Annotated in this window: 24 protein-coding genes; 12 read left to right on the forward strand and 12 right to left on the reverse strand. The window is 64.5% G+C overall.

Going from position 1 to position 25,628, the window contains the following annotated elements; genetic code table 11:
* Positions 1-18 precede the first annotated feature (18 nt).
* The 10 genes from YU3_RS0100530 to YU3_RS0100575 all read left to right on the forward strand — a co-directional run bounded on the left by YU3_RS0100530 (position 19) and on the right by YU3_RS0100575 (position 11,158).
* On the forward strand, positions 19-1,050 hold the full coding sequence (locus tag YU3_RS0100530; RefSeq protein WP_027164384.1) for a sugar ABC transporter substrate-binding protein: 1,032 nt from the start codon (positions 19-21) through the stop codon (positions 1,048-1,050).
* A 111-nt stretch (positions 1,051-1,161) separates the two neighbouring features.
* Positions 1,162-2,145, forward strand: a complete 984-nt coding sequence (locus YU3_RS0100535) for an ABC transporter permease (protein WP_027164385.1) — start codon at positions 1,162-1,164, stop codon at positions 2,143-2,145.
* Entirely contained in the window at positions 2,135-3,667 is a 1,533-nt protein-coding gene (locus YU3_RS0100540; protein ID WP_027164386.1) for a sugar ABC transporter ATP-binding protein, read from the forward strand. The genes YU3_RS0100535 and YU3_RS0100540 overlap by 11 nt, the downstream gene beginning before the upstream one ends.
* Positions 3,668-3,715: 48 nt before the next feature.
* A complete protein-coding gene (locus YU3_RS0100545) occupies positions 3,716-4,711 on the forward strand; it encodes an ABC transporter permease (protein WP_027164387.1) in 996 nt (331 codons plus the stop codon).
* A gap of 1 nt (position 4,712) precedes the next feature.
* On the forward strand, positions 4,713-5,498 hold the full coding sequence (locus YU3_RS0100550; protein ID WP_027164388.1) for an SDR family oxidoreductase: 786 nt from the start codon (positions 4,713-4,715) through the stop codon (positions 5,496-5,498).
* 19 nt (positions 5,499-5,517) lie between these two features.
* Complete coding sequence (locus tag YU3_RS0100555; protein ID WP_027164389.1) at positions 5,518-6,723, forward strand: CaiB/BaiF CoA-transferase family protein; 1,206 nt, start codon at positions 5,518-5,520, stop codon at positions 6,721-6,723.
* Between the two features lie 2 nt (positions 6,724-6,725).
* A complete protein-coding gene (locus tag YU3_RS0100560) occupies positions 6,726-7,508 on the forward strand; it encodes an enoyl-CoA hydratase/isomerase family protein (protein ID WP_036257593.1) in 783 nt (260 codons plus the stop codon).
* Positions 7,505-8,515, forward strand: coding sequence for a hypothetical protein (locus YU3_RS0100565; protein ID WP_027164390.1), 1,011 nt, complete (start codon positions 7,505-7,507; stop codon positions 8,513-8,515). The genes YU3_RS0100560 and YU3_RS0100565 overlap by 4 nt, the downstream gene beginning before the upstream one ends.
* Before the next feature lie 14 nt (positions 8,516-8,529).
* Positions 8,530-10,299, forward strand: coding sequence for a CoA-transferase (locus tag YU3_RS0100570; RefSeq protein ID WP_036257597.1), 1,770 nt, complete (start codon positions 8,530-8,532; stop codon positions 10,297-10,299).
* A gap of 10 nt (positions 10,300-10,309) precedes the next feature.
* Positions 10,310-11,158: an SMP-30/gluconolactonase/LRE family protein gene (locus YU3_RS0100575; protein ID WP_027164392.1), complete on the forward strand. Its 849-nt coding sequence runs from the start codon at positions 10,310-10,312 to the stop codon at positions 11,156-11,158.
* Positions 11,159-11,187: 29 nt separating this feature from the next.
* Here YU3_RS0100575 and YU3_RS0100580 read toward each other — a convergent pair whose 3' ends face one another.
* From YU3_RS0100580 to YU3_RS0100610, 7 genes are all read right to left on the reverse strand, one after another.
* Positions 11,188-12,000 (reverse strand): SDR family oxidoreductase, encoded by an 813-nt coding sequence (locus tag YU3_RS0100580; RefSeq protein WP_027164393.1) that lies wholly within the window; start codon positions 11,998-12,000, stop codon positions 11,188-11,190.
* An 18-nt stretch (positions 12,001-12,018) separates the two neighbouring features.
* Positions 12,019-12,996 (reverse strand): sugar phosphate isomerase/epimerase, encoded by a 978-nt coding sequence (locus YU3_RS0100585; RefSeq protein ID WP_027164394.1) that lies wholly within the window; start codon positions 12,994-12,996, stop codon positions 12,019-12,021.
* Between the two features lie 29 nt (positions 12,997-13,025).
* Complete coding sequence (locus YU3_RS0100590) at positions 13,026-13,793, reverse strand: SDR family oxidoreductase (protein ID WP_027164395.1); 768 nt, start codon at positions 13,791-13,793, stop codon at positions 13,026-13,028.
* Between the two features lie 14 nt (positions 13,794-13,807).
* A complete protein-coding gene (ugpC, locus tag YU3_RS0100595) occupies positions 13,808-14,914 on the reverse strand; it encodes a sn-glycerol-3-phosphate ABC transporter ATP-binding protein UgpC (RefSeq protein WP_027164396.1) in 1,107 nt (368 codons plus the stop codon).
* Between the two features lie 67 nt (positions 14,915-14,981).
* Positions 14,982-15,887: a carbohydrate ABC transporter permease gene (locus tag YU3_RS0100600; RefSeq protein WP_027164397.1), complete on the reverse strand. Its 906-nt coding sequence runs from the start codon at positions 15,885-15,887 to the stop codon at positions 14,982-14,984.
* Positions 15,880-16,815: a sugar ABC transporter permease gene (locus YU3_RS0100605; protein ID WP_051333804.1), complete on the reverse strand. Its 936-nt coding sequence runs from the start codon at positions 16,813-16,815 to the stop codon at positions 15,880-15,882. Before YU3_RS0100605 ends, YU3_RS0100600 begins: the two co-directional genes overlap by 8 nt.
* Positions 16,816-16,891: 76 nt before the next feature.
* Complete coding sequence (locus YU3_RS0100610; protein WP_245273382.1) at positions 16,892-18,145, reverse strand: ABC transporter substrate-binding protein; 1,254 nt, start codon at positions 18,143-18,145, stop codon at positions 16,892-16,894.
* 216 nt (positions 18,146-18,361) lie between these two features.
* Between YU3_RS0100610 and YU3_RS0100620 the strand changes: the two genes are divergently transcribed.
* The gene (locus YU3_RS0100620; protein WP_198021622.1) at positions 18,362-19,507 is read left to right on the forward strand and encodes an ROK family transcriptional regulator; all 1,146 of its coding nucleotides are present in this window, start codon (positions 18,362-18,364) and stop codon (positions 19,505-19,507) included.
* 245 nt (positions 19,508-19,752) lie between these two features.
* On the opposite strand, the gene YU3_RS0100625 is transcribed toward YU3_RS0100620, so the two are convergent.
* The 4 genes from YU3_RS0100625 to YU3_RS0100640 all read right to left on the reverse strand — a co-directional run bounded on the left by YU3_RS0100625 (position 19,753) and on the right by YU3_RS0100640 (position 22,685).
* The gene (locus YU3_RS0100625) at positions 19,753-20,565 is read right to left on the reverse strand and encodes an SDR family oxidoreductase (RefSeq protein ID WP_027164402.1); all 813 of its coding nucleotides are present in this window, start codon (positions 20,563-20,565) and stop codon (positions 19,753-19,755) included.
* 162 nt (positions 20,566-20,727) lie between these two features.
* Positions 20,728-21,231, reverse strand: coding sequence for an SRPBCC domain-containing protein (locus YU3_RS0100630; protein WP_027164403.1), 504 nt, complete (start codon positions 21,229-21,231; stop codon positions 20,728-20,730).
* A 3-nt stretch (positions 21,232-21,234) separates the two neighbouring features.
* Positions 21,235-21,834: an NADPH-dependent F420 reductase gene (locus tag YU3_RS0100635; RefSeq protein WP_027164404.1), complete on the reverse strand. Its 600-nt coding sequence runs from the start codon at positions 21,832-21,834 to the stop codon at positions 21,235-21,237.
* Positions 21,835-21,950: 116 nt separating this feature from the next.
* Positions 21,951-22,685, reverse strand: coding sequence for an SDR family oxidoreductase (locus YU3_RS0100640; protein WP_027164405.1), 735 nt, complete (start codon positions 22,683-22,685; stop codon positions 21,951-21,953).
* A gap of 257 nt (positions 22,686-22,942) precedes the next feature.
* Here YU3_RS0100640 and YU3_RS0100645 point away from each other — a divergent pair, with 257 nt between their 5' ends.
* Positions 22,943-23,839: a LysR family transcriptional regulator gene (locus YU3_RS0100645; protein WP_027164406.1), complete on the forward strand. Its 897-nt coding sequence runs from the start codon at positions 22,943-22,945 to the stop codon at positions 23,837-23,839.
* A 145-nt stretch (positions 23,840-23,984) separates the two neighbouring features.
* Here YU3_RS0100645 and hutH read toward each other — a convergent pair whose 3' ends face one another.
* Entirely contained in the window at positions 23,985-25,481 is a 1,497-nt protein-coding gene (gene hutH, locus YU3_RS0100650; protein WP_051333805.1) for a histidine ammonia-lyase, read from the reverse strand.
* Positions 25,482-25,628: the final 147 nt, after the last annotated feature.

The following is a 25,628-nucleotide window of genomic DNA, read 5'->3' on the forward strand; positions in this document are numbered from 1 at the left end:
AAAACCTGGGAGAGAAAAATGCACTGGTCCAAGTCAATCCTGCTCGCATCCGCCGCCATGCTGGCCATGGGCGCGGCAGCAGCGCGCGCCGAGAACATGCCAAAGCACATCGGCTACGTCACCAATTACGCCACCCATGAGTGGTACCAGAATGTCATCAAGGGCATGAAGGCGCACGGCAAGGACCTCGGCATCGAGGTCGAGGTGCAGGACGCCAATCTCGACATAGCCAAGCAGGTCGCAGCCGCTGAGGATTTTATCGCCAAGGGCGTCGACGTGCTGATCCTCACCCCGGTGAATGAAGAAGGCGTGGTCCCGCTGCTGCGTCAGGCCAAAGCCGCCAACATTCCGGTGGTGCTCGAGGGCAACCCGGTCAAGGGCATGACCACGATGGTCGCCATCTGCGACTACGACACCGGCTACTTCTCCGGCGTCGAGGCCGGCAAATATGCCAAGGAAAAGCTGGGCGGCGTCGCCAAGGTGATGAATGTCGGCCTGCCCTTGCTGTCGGCGACCGTGCTGCGCTCGCAAGGTTTCATGGACGGGTTGAAGACCATCATCCCCGACGCGGTTATGGTCCACGACCTTGACGGCGGCGGCAATCCGGATCGCGCGCTGGAAGTGTCCTCGGCCGCGCTCGCCAAGAATTCCGACATCAACATCATCTACGGCATAAACGATTCGTCCTCGCTGGGCGGCCTGCAGGCCTGGAAGGCTGCCGGCAAGTCGCAGGACGGCCTGTTGACGGTCGGCACCGGGGGCGAGGGGCTTGCCTTCATCAACGCCATGCAGAACGAGCCTTCCTACCGCATCGAGGCCGCTATGTTCCCGGAGAAGGAAGGCTTCACAACCATCGACGCGGCGGTCAAGCTGTTCAACAACGAGCAGGTGCCGGAGCACATCGTCAGCCCGACGGCGCCGATGACCGGCGACGATTGGAAGAAATACTACGATTATGACGGCACGGCCCGCACCATCAAATGGGATGCGGTCAATGCGCTCCAGCCGCCGGCAAAATGCATGAAGACCTCGGCCGACCTGAAGAAATAAGCCGATCGACACGGCCCTTCCCGCGTCGCGGGGAGGGCCACCGGCCAAGCGCCGATGGCGGCGAGGACACGGGCCACCGGCGCCTGACCCGAGCGACGGGAATGGACTGACATGAGCGAGCTTACACACGCCCCCGCGCAGAAGCGCTTTATCGGTGGCCAGCTTCTGGGCAGCAGCCAGCTCGTGCTGGGCGCCATCCTGGCGGTGCTTTGCATCGCCATCTCGATCGCGGCGCCGCAGTTCTATTCGGAGGCCAACATTGTCGCCATCCTGCGCCAATGCGCGCTGGTGCTGATCGTCGCCTCCGGCATGACCATGCTCATCATCACGGCGGAAGTAGACCTGTCGGTCGGCGCCTCGCTTGCCTTCGTCGGCTGCATCGGCATGGCCGTTCTCAATTCCACCCACAGCCTCACGCTCGGCATGCTGGCGGCGCTCGCCTTTGCCGGTGGCGTGGGCCTGTTCAACGGACTGGTCGTCACCAGGCTCAGGGTGAACTCGCTGATCGCCACCATCGGCACGATGATGATGCTGCAGGGCGGCGTCTATCTGTTCACGCGCGAGGCGGTGCAGAATCACAATCGGCTGGCGAGCTTCACCGATCTCGGCGCCGGCTATGTCGGTGCGGTACCGGTGCCCGTCATCCTGGCGGCACTGATCTTCGTCGTCGCTTATGTGACGCTGCGCTTCACCACGCTGGGCCGCTACCTCTACGCGGTCGGCGCCAACGAAAAAGCGGTGCGCCTGTCCGGCCTGCGTTCAGAGCGGCTCAAGCTGTTCGCCTTCGTCGTCACCGGTCTGTGCGTCGGCGTTGCCGGCATGATCCTGTCATCACTGATGAATGCCGGCCAGCCAACCGCCGGGCGCGGCTTCGAGTTGACCGTCATCGCCGCCGTCATCCTCGGCGGCACCAGCTTGCTCGGCGGCCGCGGCTCGCTGTTCGGCACCTTGCTCGGCGTGCTCGTGCTCAAGGTGATCGACAACGGCATCATCATCCTCGGCTGGAACCAGGACCTGCAGATGGTGGTGCCGGGCATCGTCATCATCCTGGCGACCTATCTCGACATCATCCGGAACAAAGCCAATGTCCGTTGATTTCCTTCATCCCGGCGAAGGCGCGGCCATCGACACCAACGTGCCGGCTCTGGAACTGCGCGGCATCGGCAAGCGGTTTCCGGGCGTGGTGGCGCTGGACAACGTCGACTTCACACTGGAGCCGGGCAAGGTCCACGCCCTGATGGGCGAGAACGGCGCCGGCAAGTCGACGCTGATCAAGATCATGGCCGGCGTCTACGGCAAGGATGCCGGCACCATCCGCATGCGCGGGCGCGAGGTCGACATCAAGTCGCCGCGCGACAGCCTCAAGGAAGGCATCAAGGTCGTATTCCAGGAGATCGCGTTGATCTCCGAGTTCACCGTAGCCGAAAACATCTTCCTCGAAGGCTATCCGACGGGCAAAGCCGGCTCGATCGACTGGAAGAAGATCCGAGCCGATTCAGCGGCGCTGTTCAACCGCATCGGCTTCAACGTCGATCCGGCGGCGCGGACGGGATCGCTGCCTGTCAGCCAGCAGCAGATGGTCGAGATCGCCCGCGCGCTAGCCCACGAGGCGCGCGTCGTTGTGATGGACGAGCCGACGTCCTCGCTGACGCCGAACGAGGTCTCGCTGCTGTTCACCGTCATCCGCCGCCTGGCGGCGCTGGGCATCGCGGTGGTCTATGTCAGCCACAAGCTCGACGAGGTGTTCGAGATCGCCGACACAGTGACCGTGCTGCGCGACGGGCGCCACATCTCGACCAAGCCGATCGGCGAGCACAGCAACGACACGCTGATCCAGGACATGATCGGCCGGCGCATCGACAATCTTTTCCCCCGCAAGCGCGGCGCGCCGGGCAGCAAGATCGCGCTATCCGTGGAGAGCCTCAGCACCGCGAAGAAGCTAAGCGACGTTTCCTTCGAGGCGCATGCCGGCGAGGTGCTCGGCTTCTTCGGATTGATGGGCGCCGGCCGCACCGAACTCGCCAAGGCGATCGTCGGCTACGATCCGATCACGTCGGGCACGATCACCGTCGATGGTCATCGACTTGCGCCGCATGACACGCGCACCGGCGTCAAGCTCGGCATCGGCCTGCTCACCGAGGACCGCAAGAGCGAAGGCCTGATGGGTGAGCTTCCCGTCTATCAGAATGCCAGCCTGGCCTCGCTTGGCGCGTTCGCCCGTCTTGGGTTCGTCGACAAGGCGAAGGAGCACAAGGCGGTGCAGGACTATGTAGACCGCTTCCGCATCAAGACCCCCAGCCTGTTCCAGCAGGTGAAGAACCTGTCGGGCGGCAACCAGCAGAAGGTGCTGATCTCGCGCTGGCTGATGCGAGGCCTGAAGGTGATCGTCGTCGATGAGCCGACGCGCGGCATCGATGTCGGCGCCAAGTCTGAGATATTCGCGCTGATCGACCGGCTCGCCGGCGAAGGCCTGGCGGTCGTCATGATGACGTCGGAGATGCCGGAGCTGCTCGGGCTCGCCGACCGCGTCGCGGTGATGTGCGAGGGCCGCCTGACCGCGATCATGTCGCGCGAGGAAGCCACGCAGGAGAAGATCCTCAATGCCGCGATCGGGTGAGACGGTGACGCTTCGCGATCAGCCCGGCCTTTTCGAAGGGAACAAGCGATGAGCCTTGCAAGCACCGCTTCCGAGAGAGCTCAGCCCTCCATGCTGGCCCGCCTTTTCGCCAGGCAGGAACTGGCTCTGCTCGTCTGCCTCGTCCTGGTGCTGGCATTCTTCTCCGTCACGATCGAGAACTTCTTCTCCGTGCGCAACATGACCAACGTGCTTGGTCAGGCCTCGCTCGCGCTCACCGCCGGTATCGGCTGCGCCATCGTCTTCATTTCCGGCGAAGTCGACATCTCGATCGGCTCGCTGCTGGCGACCATCGCGCTGCCGTTGATCATCATCATGAACGACACCAACTCGCTGCTGCTCGGCGTCGGCGCGGCGCTGCTGTTCGGCCTGATCATCGGTGTCGTGAACGGCTATCTCGTTGCCTATGCCGGCATCAACTCGCTGATCGTGACGCTCGGCACGATGTTCATCATGCGCGGCGGCGTCTATCTCTACACCGGCCAGCGCGCGATCCCCGACGATGCCAGCCTCGACAGCTTCATCGCGCTGTCGGACGGGCGCCTGTTCAACATCATCCCGTATTCGGCGGTCATCGCCATCGTGCTCCTCGCCGCCTTCGGTTACATGATGCAGCACCGGCCGTTCGGGCGGCAGATCTATGCCGTCGGCGGCAATCAGGAAGTGGCGCGGCTGGCAGGCTACGACGTGCGGCGCGTCAAGTTCATCTGCTTCATCATCAGCGCGCTGCTGGCGACGGTTGCCGGCATCATCCTTGCCGCGCGCGTCGGCTCGGCGCAGCATACCGCAGGGCTCAATTTCGAGTTCCAGGTCGTCGCCGCGACAGTGCTCGGCGGGGTCAGCCTTGCCGGCGGCATCGGCAGCCTGACCGGCATGGCGCTCGGCGTCCTGATCCTGCAATTCCTGTCCAATGGCCTGCGCGGGCTCGGCCTGCCGACCGAATGGCAGCTGGTCATCACCGGCATGATCATTATCGCCGCGGTGGCCTTCGACGAAGCGAAGCGCCGACGCGCGAATGGAGGCTGACATGGCTCGTCTTGAAGGGAAAACCGCCGTCATCACCGGTGCCGCCGACGGCATCGGCCATGCGATTGCCCAGGCGATGGCGCGCGAAGGCGCGCATGTCTTCCTCGGCGACATCGCCGACGGCGCCGGCGAGGAGTTCGCGGCGGCGTTGCGCGCGGCTGGCCACCTTGCCGACTATGTCCATTGCGACGTTTCGCAGGAAGCCGATATCGCCGGGCTCATCGGCAACGCCGTCAGGAAGGCCGGGCGTCTCGACATCCTGGTCAACAACGCCGCCATCGCCATCGGCGGCATGCCGGTGCATGAGATGACAGACGAGCAGTGGCACCGGCTGATCGCGGTCAACCTGACCAGCGTGTTCCGCGGCTGCAAATACGCGCTGCCGCATATGATCGCGCAAAAGTCGGGCTCGATCATCAATATGGCTTCGGCGCAAGGCCATATCGGCCTCGATGGCTGGACCGCCTATGCCGGCGCCAAGGGCGCGGTGATGGCGATGACGCGCCAGATGGCGGTCGAGTTCGGCCCGGCGAACGTCCGCGTCAACTCGATCTCGCCCGGCACCATCAACACGCCGATGAACGACAAGCTGATCAAGGAGATCGGCGGCAACCTCGCCAAGGCCTGGGTCAAGATGCATCCGCTCGGCCGCATCGGCGAGCCTTCCGAAGTGGCCGAAGCCGCTGTCTATCTCGCCTCTGATGCAGCCGGCTTCACCACCGGCACCGACCTGCGCGTCGACGGCGGACTGACCGCGGCACCGCGCTACGTTCCCGAACTGCTTTAAAAACGAAACGAGACGTAAAATGAACAAGGCCCTCGAAGGCGTCCGCATCCTCGATTTCAGCCATCTGCTGCAGGGGCCGTTCGCCACGCAGCTGCTCGGCGACATGGGCGCCGACGTCATCAAGATCGAGCGCGCCGGCGCCGGCGACATGTTCCGCGGCATGACCTTCTTCGCCAAATGGGTCGGCGGCTCCGAAAGCCCGAATTTTCTTGCCTGGAACCGCAACAAGCGCTCGATCGCGCTCAACCTGAAGAGCCGCAAGGTGCATGCCATCATCATGGAGATGGCAAAGAGTGCCGACGTCGTGGTGCAGAATTTCCGCCCCGGCGTGCTGGCCAAGCTCGGTTATGGCTATGAGGATTTCAGGGCCGTCAATCCGCGCATCATCTACTGTTCGGGATCCGGCTATGGCGAGGAGGGGCCTTACGTCGAGCGCCCCGGCCAGGACATGCTGATCCAGGGGCTCGCCGGGCTGATCGCCAACACCGGCCGCGGCGACCAGGCTCCGGTTCCGGCAGGCGCCGGCCTCGCCGACCAGATCGGCGCCATGAACATGGTCTACGGCATCCTGTCAGCGCTCTACTATCGCGAGAAGACCGGCAAGGGCCAGAAGATCGAGGTCAATCTGCTGGCCGGCCTGCTGGCGCATCTCAACCAGGAATATGTCGCCGTTCTCAATCTCGGCGAGGATTTCGTGCGGCCGAACTCCGGCATCGGCCATCCCGGCATGCAGGCGCCGTTCGGCATCTACGAGACGAAGGATGGCGGCTACGTGTCGATCGCCATGAGCCCGTTCAAAACGCTCTACGAGGTGCTGCAAGCGCCGCAGCTCGCCGTCTATGACGACCTGAAGACGCTGTTCGACAAGCGCGATGAGGTGTTCGAGAAGGTCAATGCCGAGACCAAGAAGTTCGCGACGCAGGATCTGCTGGCGCGGCTTCTGGCAGCTGACATCTGGTGCGCCGAGGTGAAGGATATCCGTCGCGCGGCGGAGGACCCGCAGGTCAAGCATATGGGCATGATCACCAGCTACGATCATCCGCGCGGCGGCAAGGTGCGGGTGGTGGCGCCCGCGGTCAAGATGAGCGAGACGCCCGCGACCATCGAGCGGCCGGCGCCGCTGGTCGGCCAGCATGGCCGCGAGATCCTGGCCGAGTTCGGCCTCTCCAAGGAGGAAATCGCAGCATTGGAAGCGTCCGGCGACATGACAGTGGACACGGCCTGACGATGGGCGCCTACCAGACACTTACGCTCGAAATTTCGGGCCGCGTCGCGGTCGTCACCTTCCGCCGCGCCGACCAGCTCAACGCCATGAACCGGCAGATGCAGGACGAGATCACCGAGGTCTTCGAGGCGCTGTCGGGCGACGAAGGCATCGGTGCGATCGTGGTGACCGGCGAGGGGCGCGGCTTCATGGCCGGGGCCGACATCAAGGAATACGCCGCGCAGACCACCGCCGAGTTCGACATTTTCCAGGCCGCGGGCACGCGCATGTACGCGGCGATCGAGAACAACCGCAAACCGGTGATCGCGGCGGTCAACGGCTTTGCGCTGGGCGGCGGCATGGAGCTGGTGCTGTGCTGCGACATCGTGATCGCCAACCAGTTCGCCAAGCTCGGCCTGCCGGAGATCAAGCTCGGGCTGATCCCCGGCGGCGGCGGCACGCAGCGCAGCGTCGCCAAGCTCGGCCGCAACCGCGCCAATCTTCTGCTGATGACGGGCGCTATCGTGCCGGCTTCCGAATTCGTCGTTGCCGGACTGGTCAACGAGATCGTCGATGTCGAGAGGCTGATGCCGCGCGCGCTGGAACTCGCCGAAATGATCGCCGCCGAGCCTGTCGCCGCGATCGAAGGGGTGAAGGCGCTGACGGCGCATGCGGTGTCGGGCGATCTGGCTGAAGGCCTTGCGATGGAACGCAACATTTTGGGCGGCCTCTATCGCAGCGAGATCGGCCAGCGGCGCGTCAAGGAATTCGCCGAGAGGAGCGCCGTGAAGAAGGCCAGCTCATGAGTGGCGACGACTATCGGGGTCTCGGCTGGGCGCATGGCGCGCTGACCGTGCAACGGCTCGGCGCGATGCTGGCGCCGGTCACCTTCTTGCTGGCCAACGGCCGGCAGGTCTCGCCGATGCATGTCGCGCCCTGGGCGAACGAGCCGGAGGCGGGAGCACTGCCGGGCATCCTGCGCAAGCTGCGCGGCGAATGGCCCTGCGTGCCCTTCGGCTATTCGGTGCCTGTCGAGGGATGGCCCGAGAACTGGGCGAGCGTCATGGGACCACCGGGGCCGGACGAAGAAGTCCATGGCCACAGCTCCAACCACGACTGGACCTGGCTGGACAGCAGGGGCGGGCTTTCGCTGGCGCTTGCCTATCCTGAGACAAGCCCGATCGAGCACGTCGAGCGGACGATAAGGCCTGATCCATCCGCGCCGGCCATCGACGTCGAATTCAGGGTATTCGTCCGCCGTGCCTGCCGCCTGCCGATCGGCCTGCATCCGGTGTTCAGGCTGCCTCTCGAGACGGGCGCGGCCACGCTGGAGCTTGGCGGCTTCGATGAAGGCCGCACATACCCGCATGATGTCGAGCCCGGCGCGGCGCTGTTTGCAAGGAACAAGACGTTCTTCGAACTGACATCGGTGCCGGCGCGCGCCGGGGGCACGGCCGACGCCTCGCGGTTGCCTCTGGCCGCCGACGCGGAGGAGCTCCTGCAGATCGAAGGCGCCGACGGCATGGTGGCGCTCGCCAACCATGAGGATGGGTACCGGGTGCGACTGTTCTGGCAAAAGGAGCATTTTCCCAGCCTCCTGCTCTGGTATTCCAATCGCGGCCGCAAGGCGGCGCCCTGGAACGGGCGTCATGTCGCCATCGGCATCGAGCCGATCTGTTCGCCCTTCGGGCTCGGTCCGGCGACCGCGCTGGCCGACAATCCGATCGCGCAATCCGGCATCGCGACCGCGCTGGAATTCTCGCCCGAAAGGCCGTTCGTCACCCGCTACCGCATCGAGGCATCCGCGCTGTGACGAACCGTGCCGCAATGTCTCTGGTCAAGCCGAACCGGCCTCAATTCACCGACATCGAGGGGTTGGCGGCGATGGTTGGCCATGGCGACGCTTTCGGCGTCGGCGGCCATCATTTCGCCCGGCTGCCGATTTCTCTCCTGCGCGCCATCGCCAACTCGGGCGTCAAGGACCTGCACTATGTCTGCTGGGCCGGCGGGTTGCCGCTTGAACTGCTGCTTGAGGCGAATGCGGTGGCGGAGATCGACCTCTGCTTTTCCAGTCTCGACATTTTTGGCCTTCCGCCACGCTTTCGTGCCGCCGCCGAGAGCGGCGCGATACCGGTTCGCGATTGGACCGCGCTGGCCATGATCCAGGCGTTGCGGGCGGCGCAACAGAACCTGCCGTTGATGCCGTTCCAGCTACCGCAAGGGTCCGACATGCTGGCCCGTATGCCGGGTGCGGTCGCCAGGCCCGATCCGCTTGCCGGGATCGAGACCGGATTTGTCCCGCCGCTCAGGCTCGACACCTTTGTCGTCCACGCCCAGCGCGCGGATGTAAGCGGCAACGTCCAGATCGTCGGGCCGCGCGCGCTGGACTTCGCCATGGCCGGCGCGGCGCGCAAGGTGCTGGTCACGGTCGAGGAGATCGTGCCGGTCGGAACGCTTCGCCGGGACGGCCGCCAGAGCATCCTCACCCGCAACCAGGTTTCTGCCATAGCCCTGGCGCCGGGCGGCGCTTATCCGGCCTCGTGCCTGCCATTCTACGTCACCGACTATCAGGCACTGTCCGAGGCGTTCGCGACCAAGGAGGCAGCTTTGTCGGACAAACTCCGCCTGCCTCCGAATGGCCTGCTAGAGCGGCTTCGAGACGCTGCGAAAGTCAGCGCCGAGACGGTGTTGGCGATGCCGGCGCTCGCCCATGGCGACAGGAAACCATCCATCGATGAGATCATCGCTGCCCGCATCGCCACCGAGCTCGACAATGAGAGCTTCGCCAGCGCCGGCGCGGTTTCGCCGCTGGCCAACGTCGCCTACCGGCTGGCCAAGGCGACGCACGCGCCCGACATGATCGTCGCGACGATGAGCTGCGGCCACCTCGACATCGCGCCAAGTCCGATGATCCTGTCGCTGATCGAAAGCCTGGATTGCGAAACGGCGGTGGCGCATGCCGGCGGTGACGACACCTACTCGACCTACTACCAGGCAGGTGCTGTGACGCATGAGATCGTCGGCGCCGCACAGGTCGACCGGCGTGGCCGCGTCAACACCATAGCGCTGCGCAAGCCGAGCGGCGGCCTCATCCGGCTGCCAGGGCAGGGCGGCATGGCCGACGTCGCCAACATGCACCGCGATTACCTGCTCTACATCCCGCGTCACTCGGTCCAGTCGCTGGTGGATGAAGTCGAGATCGTGAGTTCCGCCCGCGGACTGCTGACTCCGGCCGAACGCGATCCGATGGGCTATCGCACGGCCAAGGCGCTGGTCTTCACCGATCTCTGCGTCTTCCGGCTCGACGAGGCATCCAGGGAATTGATCGTCGTCGAAACCATGCCCGGCATCACGCGCCAGCAAATCCATGATGCGACCGGCTTTGCGGTGACGTTCGACGCGAAGTGCCGCGAGGTGCCGGTGCCGTCCTCAGATACGCTTGCCGTGCTGCGAAACCGCATCGATCCGCTTGGCCTGCGTCGCCTGGAATTCGTCAGCGCCAAGGAGCGTGGAGCGCTCATCGCCGAAATCCTCGCCGCTGATCGCGCGATGGTCGAGCGCTGCATCGCCGCACAGAGGTCGCCTGCCGCAAGCTGAGGAGCATTCCATGGCAAAGCCGTTGCTCGACATGTCCGCCGCCCGCGTCTTCTTCGACGGCATCTTCACCAATCCGCGCGTCGCGCATCCTGAGGGCGTGGCTGTCCATCGCGACGGATCGATCTGGTGCGGCACCGAAACCGGCGACCTTCTGAGACTGGCCGCCGATGGCGGTTCGGTCGAGCGCATCGGCGGCACCGATGGCTTCCTGCTCGGCATTGCCTTCGACAGCGCCGGCAACTGCTTTGCCTGCGATCTGAAGCATGCCGCCATCTTCCGCTGGGACTCCGCGACAGGTCGCATGGAGCGCTTCGCAGCGGCCGGCATCCGCGTGCCGAACTATCCGATCGTCGACGAGGCAAGGGGTTGGCTCTACGTGTCGGACAGCGTTGGCGAGGACAAACGCTCGGGCATCTTCCGCTACGATCTCAACACCGGCGAGGGCGGCCTGTGGTGCCGGGAAGCGATGTCCTTCGCCAACGGCATGGCCATGGCGCCGGATGGCAACGGGCTCTATGTCGTGGAGAGCGATGCGCCCTGCATCAGCTACGTGCCGATCCTTGCCGATGGTGGTGCGGGCGCGCGGCAGGTCATCGTCGAAGACGTGCGCAATGTTCCCGATGGCGTGGCCTTCGCGCCTGACGGTTCGCTATTCATCTCATGCTACGAGCCCAGCCGGATCTATCGCTGGCGAAAGGACAGAGGTCTCGAAGTGCTGATCGAAGATCCCGCGGCGACGACGCTGGCGCATCCCACCAACATCGCCTTCAAGGGCGACAGGCTCTACACCGCAAATCTTGGCCGCTGGCATATCACCGAGATCGATCTGGCAGCGATTCCGGACTTGAGCAGTGCTTGAATTCGCAAGTCGGTTCACTCGGCAGCCATTCAACCTGGAAAGATAGTGAAACCGCCATCGACGCGGATGACCTGCCCGTTGATGAAGCGCGCGCGGGGGCCGGCGAGAAAGGCCACAGCCTCGGCGATCTCTTCCGGCTCCGCATACCGGTTTAGCGATTTCTTGCTCGAGTCCATGCGCGCCGGATCGACCGCGCGGGTCGCCTGGAACCGTGCCGTTTTGGTGGCGCCTGGGCTGACCGCATTGATGCGCACGCCGTCGTCGATCAGTTCCTTGGCGAGGCAGCGCGTATAGTGCACGACCGCGGCCTTCAACGTCGAGTAGACGACCTCGGGAGAGCAGCCGAGGTGAGCCGCCGCCGACGCGATGTTGATGACGGAGCCGCCGCCGCGCTGCTTCATAGGCGCAACGAAGGCCTGGCAGACCAGCATCGTGCCGATCAGATTGTTCTCGGTCAGCACGCGGATGTCCTCGAGTTCGATGTCGAGGGCGTTGTTCGGGTTGGGCTTGCCGCCTTTGGCGCCGATGTCGCCGCCGGCACAATTGACCAGCACATGCACGTCGCCGAGATCGGCCTCGATCTTGCGCTTCATCTCGGCCACCGCCTTCTGGTCGCCGATGTTGCCGGTCACCGACGTGACCTTCGTCCCATGCCGCTTCAGGCGCTCGACCACCTCGCCGAGATCGGCAAACTCGCCGTATTTGGCCGGCGCTGTTTCGTCCATGTCGTGGATCGCGACATTGGCGCCGAGTTCCGCAAGGCGCTCGGCCATCACCCGACCGAGGCCACGGCCGGAGCCGGTCACGAAGGCGGTCAATCCATCGAGTTCACGTGTCGTCACCAGATCTTCTCCACTTCATCAAACCAAATCGCGCATGTTGGCGGCGCTGCGCCGGATCATGTCGAGCTCGTAGGAAACCAGGGAACCGTCGTCTTCGCGCTCCCAGGGGGTGCGGTAGTCGGCATCGTCGGGCAACCGATTGCGCTGCGCGGCCAGCAGGCAGGCGGCAAATTCGCGCGCCGTCTTAGGCGGATAGCCGTGCCACCAGTCGTCGCGCAGAAAGCGGACATGCCGCGCCTCCAATGCTCCCGGTTCGAGAACGGCGGTCATGCGATCGTGGTGCTGGCCAAGAATTGCAAGCAGCTCGGCAAACGGCACCGCGCCGTCGCCGATTGCACAGCGGATCAGCCGGTAGCCTTCGGCCGTGAACTGCACGCGGTAATCCTTGAGGTGGACATGGCGGACATGAGGCGCGATCCGCCGCGTAAAATCGAGCGGCGCTTCGCCGACCGGGAATGTGTTGCCGGTGTCGAAGGTGACGCCCACGCCTTCGCCGCCGAGCGCGCAAAAATCGACGAGTTCCTGGCTGGTGAAGTCCTGGTGGTTTTCGATCGCAAGGACATGGCCTTCGGCAATCGCGCGGGGACCCCATTCCTTCAATCTGTCTCGAATGATGCCGGCGAACTCGCTCCATTTCTCGCCGGCGGCGTTGCGGTCGCCGCAGAGAACCGGCGTCAGCGCCGTTCGGATGATCTTGGCCCGCAGCAGGCGTGCGGCCCGAAATGCCGCATCGAGCGGTTCGCCCACCAGAAGGCCGCCGCTGACGATCGGTGTGATGCCAAGGCCGGCGAGCCTTTCGCGCAGCGCGATCACCGCGTCGTCGGAAAGTTCGCTCAGCCATGGCACCCAGATCTCCAGCACCCGCGCGCCGAGTTCGGTCGCGAGCGCGATGAAGCCTTCCAGCCCCGCCGGTTTGGGATTGGCGCGCGGCGTGCCGCGGGCCTGGAGGCCGAGATGATAGGTCAGACCGTAGGGGTTCAGGCCGACCTCGAGCATAAAGCGATCCTTTGGTTCGGGTTTTGCGGTCATCGCAGGCCGGCGTCCACGGTGATCGACTGCTTGGTGATCATGCGGCTGTCGTCGGCGGCGAGGAACAGCACCGTGCGCGCAATCTCCTCACCGAGCAGAACCCGGCGGATCAATTGGCGCTGCACGACCTGGTCGACCGAGGCCTGCGTCTTGTACCAGAGCTGCCGTTGCCGGTCGGTGATGACGGCGCCCGGCTCGATGGCGTTGACGCGGATGTTGTCGGGGCCAAACGCCCGTGCCAGCGCGAATGTCAATCCGACCACGGCAGCCTTGGCCGTCGCATAGGGTGCCATCTCCGCCGCGCCGAAACGCCAGGCGATCGAGGAAAAATTGACGATCGAACCAAAGCCCAGCTCCTTCATGTGCGCATGCACGGCTTGGGCGGCGAAGAAGTGGTGCCTGAGGTTCACGTCCTGGGCATGATCCCAGTACTCCTGCGTCACATCGGCGACCGGGTGGCGATTGTCGTCGGCGGCATTATTGACCAGCACCGCGACCGGTCCGAGGCGGTCGCGCACGGTGGCGATCACAGCCTGGAGGGCGACAATATCGGTCACGTCGCAGCGCATGAACAGTGGCGCGTGCGGTGCCTTGGCGGCGACTTCCCTCGCGAGCTTATCACCGGCCTCCTGCTGCAGATCGAGAAACGCGACGCGTGCGCCATTGGCGGCGAAGGCGCGGACCGTGTCGGCGCCGATGCCGGTCGCGCCGCCGGTGATCAGCACGACACGGTCGGCCAGGCTCGGATAGGTGGCAAAGGACAAGTGCGGAACTCTCTTCAGATCAGGCGTTGGCTCGTCGGGTCGAACAAGCACGCACGCGCCATGTCGATGCCGAGCGTCACCGTCTCTCCCATCCGTGGCGTGCCGTCGGGGTCGAAACGACCGGTGATCTCCTTGGCGCCCAGGCGCAGGACGGCCATGGTCTCCGCACCTGTCGGCTCGACCAGTTCGACCACGGCATCGATTTGCGCGATACTTGGCTTGCGACGCTGAAGATCGGGATCGAACCGGTAGATGTGCTCCGGCCGGATGCCGAGCACCAACTGTCGCGGCGTATCCGATGGAAGCGTCTGGACGATCGGCAGGCCGACCGTCTTGCCGTCGGCGGTCTGCAAGGCGACAGTGGGGCGCCCGCCTTCCTCGCTCAGTTCGGCCGGCAGGAAGTTCATCGCCGGCGAACCCATGAAGCCGGCGACGAACATGTTGGCCGGACGATTGTAGATCGTGGCCGGCTCATCGAATTGCTGGACCTCGCCCTGATGCATCACGGCGATGCGCGAGGCGAGCGTCATCGCCTCGACCTGATCGTGGGTGACGTAGACCGTCGTCTTGCCGACGCGGTGATGCAGCTTCTTGATTTCGGTACGCATGTCGACGCGCAGCTTGGCGTCGAGATTGGAGAGCGGCTCGTCGAACAGGAACAGCTTCGGATCACGCACCAGCGCCCGGCCCATCGCGACGCGCTGGCGCTGGCCGCCCGAAAGCTGTCCGGGCTTGCGCCCAAGCAGCGGTTCGATCTGCAGGAAAGCGGCAACCCGCTTGACGGCCTCGTCCTGCTGCGGCTTCGGAACGCGGCGGCTTTCCATGCCGAAGGTGATGTTCTCGCGCACCGTCATCGTCGGGTAGAGCGCGTAGGACTGGAACACCATGGCGATGTCGCGGTCCTTCGGCGCAACCGAATTGACGAGCCGGCCGTCGATGCGGATCTCGCCGGAGGTTACGGTTTCCAGCCCGGCGATCATCGCCAGCAGGGTGGACTTGCCGCAGCCGGACGGTCCGACCAGCGCGATGAACTCGCCGTTCTGCGCCTCGAGATCGACGCCCTTCAGCACCTCGACCGCGCCGAAGTTCTTGCGCAGGGATCGAATGGTCAATGTCGACATGCGATGCCCTTCTTGGCGGACGGGACGATCGGCGACATGCTACAGGCTCCGCTCATTTGATCGCGCCTCACTTGATTGCGCCTTGGGTCAGGCCGCGGACGAAATACTTGCCGCCGAAGAGATAGATCAGCAGCGGCGGCAGCGCGCCGATCAGCACGGCGGCGCTCATGACATCGTAGGCGCGTACATTGGTACCGCTTGCCGTCAGCGCGACGAGCGCGGCCGTGATCGGCTGCTGCTGCCCGGAGGTGAAGACGACCCCGAACAGATATTCGTTCCAGATGCCGGTGAATTGCCAGATCACCGTGACGATCAGGATCGGTGAGGAGAGCGGCAGAATGATCTTGCGGAAGATGCGCCAGAAGCCTGCGCCGTCGATGCGCGCCGCCTTGATCAGGTCGTCGGGTATGCTGACGTAATAGTTGCGGCAAAACAGGGTGGTGAACGAAATGCCCTGGATGACGTGGATGAGGACGAGCCCGTAGACCGAATTGCTGAGGCCGAGATTGCCGAGGATGAACGCCCACGGCATCAACGAAATCTGGCCGGGAATGAAGACGCCGAGCAGCATGCAGGTGAACAGCGCTTCCGAGCCCCTGAAGCGCCATTTCGACAGGATGTATCCGTTCATCGCGCCGACCGCCGTCGAGATGATCGTCGCCGGGATCGTCATTTTCAGGGAGTTGTAGAAATTGCGTTGCATGCCCTCGCAGGTGCCGCCGATGCAGTAGCTGCTCCAGGCCTGGCCCCAGGCTTCGAGGCGGAAGCTGCGCGGCAGCGAGATCAGCCCGTTGCGCGCGATCTCTTGCTGATCGCGGAATGAATTCAGCACCACGACCAGCAACGGGACCAGGTAGATCGCCGCGAAGATGACCAGCAGCCCATAGATGACGAAGCGGGTGAGGAAATGCCTGCGCGCCGCAACCGTGGCGGCGCGATGATCGAGCGACTGGTCCAGCACTGCGTCAGCCATGGCCGGCTTCCTTGCGCCGGCGCCAGACCACCCAGAACGAATAGGGCACCAGCACCACGGCAACAGCGGCAAGCATCATGATGGCTGCCGCGGCACCTTCGCCGATCTGGCCGCGTTGGAACATCAGGTCATAGACGTAGATGGCGGGGAAGGTGGTCGAGATCCCCGGGCCGCCTTTGGTGAGGGCGGCCACCAGGTCGAAGGTCTTGATGGCGAACTGGATCTGGATCACGGCGACCGCCAGGAAGATTGGCGCAATCGTTGGCAGAAGCACTTTGCGATAGATGCGGAAGGTCGATGCGCCGTCGATCTGAGCGGCCTTGACGAGATCCTGATCCACCGAGCGCAGACCGGCCAGGAAGAGCGCCATGGCAAAGCCCGAGGCCTGCCAGACGCCGGTGATGATCACCGCGTAGATCGCATAATGTCGGTCGCTGGCGAGTGCGAAACTGAAGCTCGTCCAGCCCAGTCCGCGCACCAGCGCCTGGATGCCGTCGACCGGGTTGTAGAGCCAGCTCCAGACCGTGCCGGTGACGATGAAGGAAACGGCCAGCGGATAGAGGAAGATCGTGCGCCAGGCAGCTTCGCCGCGCACGCGCTGATCGATCAGGATTGCCAGCAGCAGTCCGACGGCCATCGAGCCGACGATATAGAAACCGCTGAACAAAAAGAGGTTGGTGTAGGCGATGTTCCAGCGCCGGTTCGCCCAGAGCGACGCGTAGTTGTCCAGGCCGACGAAGCCGTAGGTCGGGAGCAGCGAGGAGTTCGAGACAGAGATGTAGAGCGTCCAGCCGGTGAACACGAAGACGTAGACGAAGCTCGCCACAAGCGAGGGGCCGAGCACCAGCAAGGGCATCGCGGAGCCCAGCCGCTCCCGCCAAAGGCGGGCGGGCGCCGGGACCGGCAGGATCAGGTCGTGGTTTGACATTCAGAGCACGGGACTGGCAGGGCGCGGGATGGAGGATGGCCGGGTGCGGATAGAAATTGCGCCCGGCCGTTCCTGTCTACTTCTGTGCTTCTGCCGCGTCGGCCATCGCATTGGCGCCGGCTTCGGCTGACATGTCGGGCGTCGCCACGAACTCGGTAATGGAGTCCATGATCGCGCCGCGCATCTTCTGCGGGACGGTCATGTTGTGCGCCATCGAGCGGACCAGCGTGCCCCCCTTGATCGAAGCCTGCAGATCCTTCTGCGAAAGCTGCTGGCACGGATTGAAGCCCTTCGACAGATCGATATCCAGGCGCGCGGGGATCGAGCCCTTGGCCTGGTTGAAGACCGTCTGGAAGTCGGGCGACAGGATCAGGCTGGCCAGCAGCTTCTGGCCGTCGATGTAATCCTGGTCCTTCTGCTTGAAGAACACGACCGAGTCGGAGTTGAGGATGAAGCCGGGTTTGCCCCAATCGGTCGGCGCCTGGGCGCAGACATAGTCGGTGCCTTCCTTGAAGCCGGCGGCGGTCAGCAGGCCGATCGTCCAGTCGCCCATGATGTGGAACGCCGCGTCGCCCTTGCCGACGAGCGCCGACATCGAATCCCAGTCGCGGCCTACCATGCCCGGATCCATGTACTTGCTCGCCATCAGGCGCATCTGCTCGAAGGCCTTGACCATCCCGGGGCTGCGCATGGATTCGACGTCGCCTTCGACGAAGGCCTTGCGATAGAGGTCGATGTCCTGGCCGTAGAGCACGACCTCGAACACCGTCGAATCCGTCCAGTCGGCGGTCGAATGCGAGATGCAGATCTTGCCTGAGGCGACGATCTTGTCACAGGCTGCATTGAACTCGGCCCAGGTCTTCGGCATCTCCGCCACGCCGGCGGCCTGCATGACCTTGGGCGAGGCCCAGAGCCAGTTGATGCGGTGGATGTTCATGGGAGCGGCGACCCATTTGCCGGTCGGCTTCATCACCGGAAGCAATTCCGGCGCCACCACCTTCTCCCATCCTTCCGAGGCCGCCAGCTCGTCGAGATCGGCGGTCATACCGGTCTCGTTCCACTCGGCGATTTCCGGACCTTTGAGCTGCACGGCAGGCGGGGCATTGCCGGCGATCACGTCGGCCCGCAGCTTGGCCAGCGTATTGGCCGTGTGACCGGCGATCGAGGTCTGTTCCCATTTGCCGCCCTTGGCGGTGAACATCTCGCCGAGCTTGGCGATCGCCTGGGCGTCCGATCCTGTCGCCCATTGGTGCAGCAGGTTCGTCTTTGGCTCGGCGGAGGCTGCCCCCGCGACAAAGGTCCACGCAGCAGCGGCCGCGAGGGCGGTCATGACGCACTTCATTGTTTCACTCCCATATGGTGTTGCACGGTTCGTCTCGACCGCTTATGGCCGCGGTTTGAAGCCGCAACCGGCGAGATTGGTTATCTCGAGTTCTTTCCAAGATGACATATTGGAGCTATCAGTCAACGATGTTTATGTTGATCCATGACAAAACCTTCGCTTAGAACCTGGCTGATCGACAGACCGTCCGCGTCGCCGGAGAGCATGATCGTGCGCTGCCTGAGCGAGCGCGGCGTGCTCTCCGCGTCGCAGATCGCACGCGTCACCGGTCTGGCGCGCTCGACTGTCTCAACCGCTCTCAACGGTTTGAGAAAGTCGGGGATGGTGATCGAAGCCGCGGCCAGCAGCGATGGCATCAGAGGGATCGGCAGGCCAGCCGCGGCCGTGACGCTCAATCCGACAGCGGGCACATGCGTCGGAGTTCACCTGGCTCTTCAGCAGATACGGCTCATCGTCGCCGATGTCTCGCATTCCGTCATTGCCGAAAAAACTATCCCCATGCCTCTGGACTACCAGCCGCAACAGGCGGCCCAGATGGTCAAATCGGCAATTGCCCAATCTTACAAGGAAAACGGTCTGCCTTTGGCGGGGCTCCTGGGGGTTGGGGTTTCCGTCTCCGGCCCTGTCAGCCGCGATGGAGTGGTGCTGCGCGCGAGCATGGTTCCAACATGGGCCGGCGTCAACATACGAGATGTGTTCGGACCCGTCCTGGAACAGCCGATCTTCGCCGACAACGAGAGCAACTGTTCGGCCATTGCGGAGCTAATGTGGGGTGCGGCCATCGGCCAGGACGATTTCGTGCTGTTCAAGATCGATCTGGGTGTCGGCGGGGCCATTGTCCAACATGGCCGGCTGGTGACGGGCATCGCCGGCGGCGCCGGCGAATTCGGGCACATCAGCATAGATCCCGGCGGCGATCTTTGCCGGTGCGGCAATCGCGGATGCCTGGAACTGTACGCGAGTTTTGCCCGGCCGCTGGAACAGATTTCGCGTATCGTTGGGCGGCTAGTCACCATGGACGATGTCATCACCATGGCCGAGCAGGGCGATGTCAGGGCGTTGCGGATGATCGAGGACACTGCCGAGATCGCCGGCCGGGGTCTTGGCTTGATCGGCTCGGTGCTCAATCCGCCGCTCATCATCGTCGGCGGCCACATGGCTTTGGCGGGCGACATTCTGTTGACGCCGTTGATCGCATCCTATGAACGCCACACGCTCATCAAGTCCCGCGATATCGCTCCGGCCCTGCGCACGCGGATAATCGTTGGCAAGCACACTGAGAACGATGCATTGCTGGGCGCAGTCGGCCTCGTGCTGAGACACCAGACGAAAGAACTGTCGCTCGGCTAATGCATGTCGCCCAGAAGTGTGCAGCGGTTCTGGGACAACGACATGCATAAAAACAAAGACTTAAAGCGTGTCGCCTGAATCCGTTTCAGCGCGACACGCTTTAATCGTCAGCAGTCGCTCGTGCCAGGTCGCACGGCGGTCTGGCCGGAAAGTCGGCGCGCCAATCCCGCCGTGCGCGCCTTCCTTCACCTATTCAGCCACTGGCGCCGACCGTCCGCTGGTCGGCGCCATAATCGTCTCGGCAGCTACGCGACGAAACGGACCACGCCGCCATCCACCCGCAAAGCCGCGCCGGTTGTTGCCGAAGCCTGCTCCGAGCATGCATAGATGATCATGTTGGCCACCTCATCGGTGGTCGAGAAGCGTTGGATGAGGGTGGTTGGACGCATCGCCTTCAGGAAGCCCTGCTCGGCTTCCTGCTGCGTTATCCCGTTTGCGTCGGCCTGCTTCGCCATGAAGTCGCCCAGGATCTCAGAGCGGGTAGGTCCCGGCAAGACGGCGTTGACGGTGACGCCCGTGCCCGCGACCGCCTCGGCAAGCCCGCGCGAGATCGCGAGTTGAGCTGTCTTGGTCATGCCGTAGTCAAGCATTTCCTTGGGGATGTTGACCGCGGACTCGCTGCTTACAAACACGACACGACCCCAGCCTTTCACCACCATCCGCGGCAGGTAATGACGGGTCACGCGCACGCCACTCATTACGTTCAACTGGAAGAGGCCGAGCCAGTCCTCGTCGGGGATCTTCGCGATGTCCTCGACGCCATTGTAGCCCCGGAGGTGAGCCGTACCAACGTTGTTCACAAGGATATCGGCGTCCGGCGCCTGCGCGATCAAGGCCTCGGCACCCTCCGCTGTCGCAAGATCGGCGGCGATGCCCGAGATGTCGCTTCCGGGAAAGGCCTGCCGCATCTGCCGCACCGCCTCGTCGACCCGGCTACTCCCACGGCCGTTGACGACGACCGATGCGCCGGCGCGGGCCAGCCCCTCCGCCGTCGCGCGGCCGATACCGGCGGTCGATCCGGTGACAATCGCCTTGCGGCCCCTGAGTTCAATATTCATATCATTCATCTCCAATGGTAGGTGGTGATCATCCGCCGATCCAGGCTGGAATCGCCCGTCGCCAGTTGAGTACCGACAATATTTGGACGAAGGCTGGCCCAGCACTGTTCGGTCGAAAGCATCACGGCCCAGGCGACGCGGCGAGACCTCAGGACAAGCACGTCAATCTGCCTTGTTCGCGACTTCCGCCTCCGCAGCGCGGGCGAGGCGTTCAACCCATTCCTGGTGATAACGGTAGAGTGCACCGGGATGCTTGCGCCCGAGTTCCTCAAGGAACCAAGGGCCCTGCTGCGTTTCTTCGGTCAGCACATGGCAGCCATCGGCTGTAGGAGTGATGACCCAGCCGTGGTACGCGCTCGATCCGCTAACGTCGCCATCGACTGTTGTCGCCCATGCCAGCCTGCGGAAGGGCTCGCACTCCGTCACGACCAGGCTCATCGGAAAGCCAACCGTCACCCGGGTGTATCTGGTTTCAAGCGCCAGTTCCGGCTTGCCGGTCAGGATCCTGACCTGATCTTCGGCGGGAAAGTAGCTCGACCAATTCTCGGCATCGACCAGCAGCTTCCAGACCACTTCAGGCGGCGCCTTCACGTCAATGTCGTTGAGTGCGTAGATAGCCGACGTTTTCGGATCATATCGCTCGGGCCAAATGACGTGGTCATACATCGGTCACTGCTCCTTCTTGAACAGGTCCTGGAAGATCAGCTGGCCCCAAGTGCGGCCGCGTGCGTGCACCAGCGCGCCACCCTCGTTGAGCTTTCCCAGCTTGACGGGTGCGAACCCGAGTTGTTTGGCCAAGGCCGCCACGGGAGCGATCGCGTCCTCGTCGTCGCTTGACAGAAAGACGACCCGGTGGCCGCCCTCGACGATCGGATCGGTAGCCAGCGTGGCCGCAATCAGGTGATTGAACCCTTTGACGAGCTTGGCGCCGGTGAACGCCTTCGCGACGAAGGCGGAGGACGGGAGACCGTGCAGCTCTTCAGGCACCGGAAACGCGTTCGTCGCGTCGATGATCGTCTTGCCTTCCCAGTTCGGCAGGGCCTTCGCGACCTCGCGGTGCTCCCAGAACGGGGTTGCCAAGATGATCGTGTCGGCCTCGACCGCATCCCGCAGCGACTTGGCGACGACCGTGGGTCCGATCGCCCGGGCCTGCGGCGCCAGCGCCTCGGGCGGCCGGCGGCTCGCGACGGTCACGTCGATGTTTTTACGGGCGAAGGCGTGGGCGAGGGCCTGGCCTATCTTGCCGAATCCTACAATCGCATAGCTCATAATACTTCTCCATTCCGTGTTGATATTGATTCCCGGGCCTCGATGGCGCTGGGTTATTTGCCGAGCCCTACGGCGCTCCGAGCAGTCGAATGGAGAGCCGGGCCCGGCGTAGCTCGTCAGAGTTGCGCAAGGCCGCCGTCGACGGCGACCTCGCTGGCAGTCATGAAGCTGCTGTCCGACGACGCGAGAAAGGCAGCCACCGCCCCGATCTCCGCCGGATCGGCCATGCGCTGGAGCGGAGTCATCGAGGCGAAGACCTTCTGGCCCTCCTCGCCTAGCGCTTCCTTCGCGAGTTCGGTCGCCGTCGCCCCGGGCGACAGCACGTTTACCCGGATGCCGGTGCCCTTCAGGTCCTCCGCCCAGGTCCGCGCGAGGTTGCGCACCGCCGCCTTGCTCGCGCTGTAGGCGCTGAATGCCGGGGCACCCGTGGTGCCAGCGCTCGATCCTGTCAGGATAATCGAACCGCCCTTGCCCATCAGCGGCAGCGCCTTCTGGACCGTGAAGATCGTACCCTTCACATTGGTGTCGAAAGTTTCGTCGATGTGCTCGGCGGTGATCTCGCCGAGCGGAAGCGGGCTTCCCGCCCCGGCATTGGCGAAGACGATGTCGAGGGTTCCGCGCTCGGCTTTCACTGCTGCGTAGAGGCGGTCGAGGTCGGCCAGATCGGAGACCGAGCCCTTCACTGCGCGGGCATTAGGCCCGAGGTCGGCCACAGCGGCGTCGAGCGCTTCCTGCCGGCGGCCGAAGATGAAGACGAAAGCGCCGTCCTCGATGAAGCGCTTCGCTGCGGCGCGGCCGATGCCGGTAGCGCCACCAGTGATCACGGCGGTCTTTCCATTCAGTCTGTTCATGTCATGCATCCTTGGTCGTCCGGGGACGCCCCCGAGAACCTCGAAATGGGTCCGCCGACGCCAGTTGTTGAGTGCGGAAGCGCGCACATCGGTGGTGCAAAATCGATCCGGCCGGACGATTGACGCCAGCCGTGACGATCGATGTCCGCCGTTCGGGATTTGGGCTGTGCTCGTCGACATAAGCTATGATGACCGCCCGTGTGCGATGCGTTAGATACGGCCTTTGGAATGCGCACCGCGCGGTGCCGGATTGCACCATGATCGACTGGGATGACATTCGCTACTTTCTTGCCGTCGCCCGCGGCGGCTCGGTGCGGGCTGCGGCTGAGCGCCTCGGTGTGAACCACTCGACCGTGCTGCGACGCGTCGCCCAGCTCGAGGAGCGCCTCGGGGTGCACATGTTCGAAAAGCTGCCTTCGGGCTACCGCCTGACGGCTGCGGGCGAGGAGGTCCTCGAGTTCGCGGACCAGATGGAATCGTCGTCGCACCTGCTGGAGACGCGCGTCTTCGGTCGCGACCAGAGCGTGCGCGGACTTCTGCGGGTGACGCTGGCGCCGCCCCTCGCGACACACCTGCTCATGCCGGACTTCGCCGATTTCGCGCGTCTGCATCCGGACATCGAGATGGAAATCTTGTCGTCCGGCGAGCTGGCAAATCTGACCAACCGAGAGGCCGACGTGGCGATCCGCGTGGTCTACGACCGCAAAACCCTGCCGCTCAATCTTCACGGCCTGAAGGGACCGGAGCTGTTCGGCGGCATCTACATGTCCCGCGATCGACTAGCCGCATGGCGTGCGGGCGCGCCTGATCCCATCCGGTGGATCGTCATAAGCATTCATGGCATCCCGGACTGGGCCCACGAGGGTGAGGTTCGCACCGCCGAGGTTCCGTTCAGGGTCACGGATGCCGAGGCGCAGATCGTCGCGGTGCGGCAGGGGCTCGGGATGACGACACTGCCGTGCTTCGTCGGGGATGCCGACCCCCTGCTGGTGAGGGTGCCGGGCACCGACCTGCACATGTACGGAACGGTCTGGCTTCTCACACAAGGGGAGACGCGCAAGACGAAGCGCGTGCGGCTCTTCACGGAGTTCGTATCCCGCAGGCTCGCCGCGTACGCTCCGCTTCTCGCTGGGCTGTCCATATCGCGCGACTGACGCGCGGCCGGAGTTGTTCTTCGCCTTGGACTTGTCGGCCTTCGTGACCGGACAGGCGCTCAAGGTCGACGGCGGCATCCACTACCACTGACGATCAGCGCACGATCCCGCCGAACCGATGGGAGCGGCGTCGCTCCGCGTCCGATCAGATCCGCGGCCCCGCCACCATGCGTGCGACCCGCGCCATGTCGGCGCTCATTTCGCGATCGTCGTCGAGCGGGGCGACAAGTGCCCGCACGGCTTCATAGCTGCGCCGCGGGCCTTCGCCCATGCTGTCCAGCACGCCGCGCAACTCCACGCCGGTTGCCGCGAAGATCAGTTCCATCGCAACCAGATAGCGCAGGCGCTCGATGATCGCAGCAGTCTTGACCACGACGCGCGGCGCCATCGACGACTGGTCCTCGATACCGTCCGAGATGGCTAAAGGGCTGAGCGACATTGGATTGGCAAGATGCCGGATCTCGGCTTCGAGCGCCGCGACCGGCTTCTGCAGTTCCGCATAGCCCTGGCGGCTGCCGCCCCTGGCCGACAGGAAGCGCGGCAGCTCCGCCACGGTCGGCGACATCAGCTTCATCGAGCGGTTGGCGGTGCCGGCCGCGCAATGCGCCAGCGCCTGGCCGAGGGTTTCCCAAGTCAGCGTGAAAGCAGTGAGGTCGAAATTGCCGTTGGAGACGACCCGCTCGGCCTCGGACAGGATGACCGGATTGTCGCCGGAATGGCCAAGCTCGATCTCCGTTGCCAGCTTCGCCTGTTCGAACGCGTGGAGAAGGCCGCCCCACACCTGCGGCACGCAGCGGAAGCTCAGCGGATCCTGGAGGCGCCGCGCGGCATTGTCCTGCCAGAGCCCGCTGCCCGAAAGCTCGGCCCTCAGCCGCGCGCCGATCTCGCGCTGGCCGAAGGCTGGCCGCGCCGCGAGCGCATCCTCGTCGATGGCCTTGAGCGACGAACGGAAAGCTTCGTAGTTGAGCGCCGCCGCCGCCAGCGACCAGTCGATCAGGCAAGCGACCTCTTCAAGCGCCAGGCATGCGGTTCCGGTCGAGAGGCTATTGGCGACGATGATGGCGTGGCCGTCCTTCTCGCGCAGGTCGAGCGGTTCCAGCCCGGCGGCTCGAAGCGCTTCGGCCGACGCCATGATCCTGCCCTGATACTCCGTCTCGCCGTCGCCGCGCAGCGCCCTCGCCAGATGGCCGAGCGGCGCAAGGTCCGCGGCACCTACCGACCCCCAGGACGGTATCACCGGATGGACGCCGGCGTTGAGCGCCGCGACCAGGCCCATGACCACGCCCTCCGAGGTGCCGGTGCCGCCCGCGGCCATGCCGCAGATGCGCGCGACCATCAGCGCCCGCACCGCCTCCGTCGGCAGCGCCGGGCCGGCGCCCATGGAGTGGCTGAGCGGCACGCTGTGCTGGAAAGCGATCAGATCGGCTGCTGCAAGCGGCGTGTCGACACAGGCGCCGAGGCCGGTGGTGACGCCGTAGAGCGGCTTGCCGAGCTGGGTGAGATGCTCGATGACGGCGCGGCTGGCGCGGATGCGTCGCATGGCTTCCTCGCCGAGCACGAGGCGGGCGTTGCGCCGCGCGATCTCGGCGACATCTTCCGTGCCCAACGGCTTGGCGTCGAGGACGATCACTCTGGCTGTCATCGGGCTATTCCCCAGGCCTCCGGGACTGGTGGCCGAACGAATGCAGGATATCCGGCATCGGCGTCGGCGATTGTCGAAAATCCGCCGTCGCGATTGCCGTTATTTTCGGAGATCCGGATAAGTGGCACGGCGGCCAAAATTTTCCGC

The sequence above is a fragment of the Mesorhizobium sp. WSM3224 genome, assembly GCF_000427725.1.
GTDB lineage: Bacteria > Pseudomonadota > Alphaproteobacteria > Rhizobiales > Rhizobiaceae > Mesorhizobium.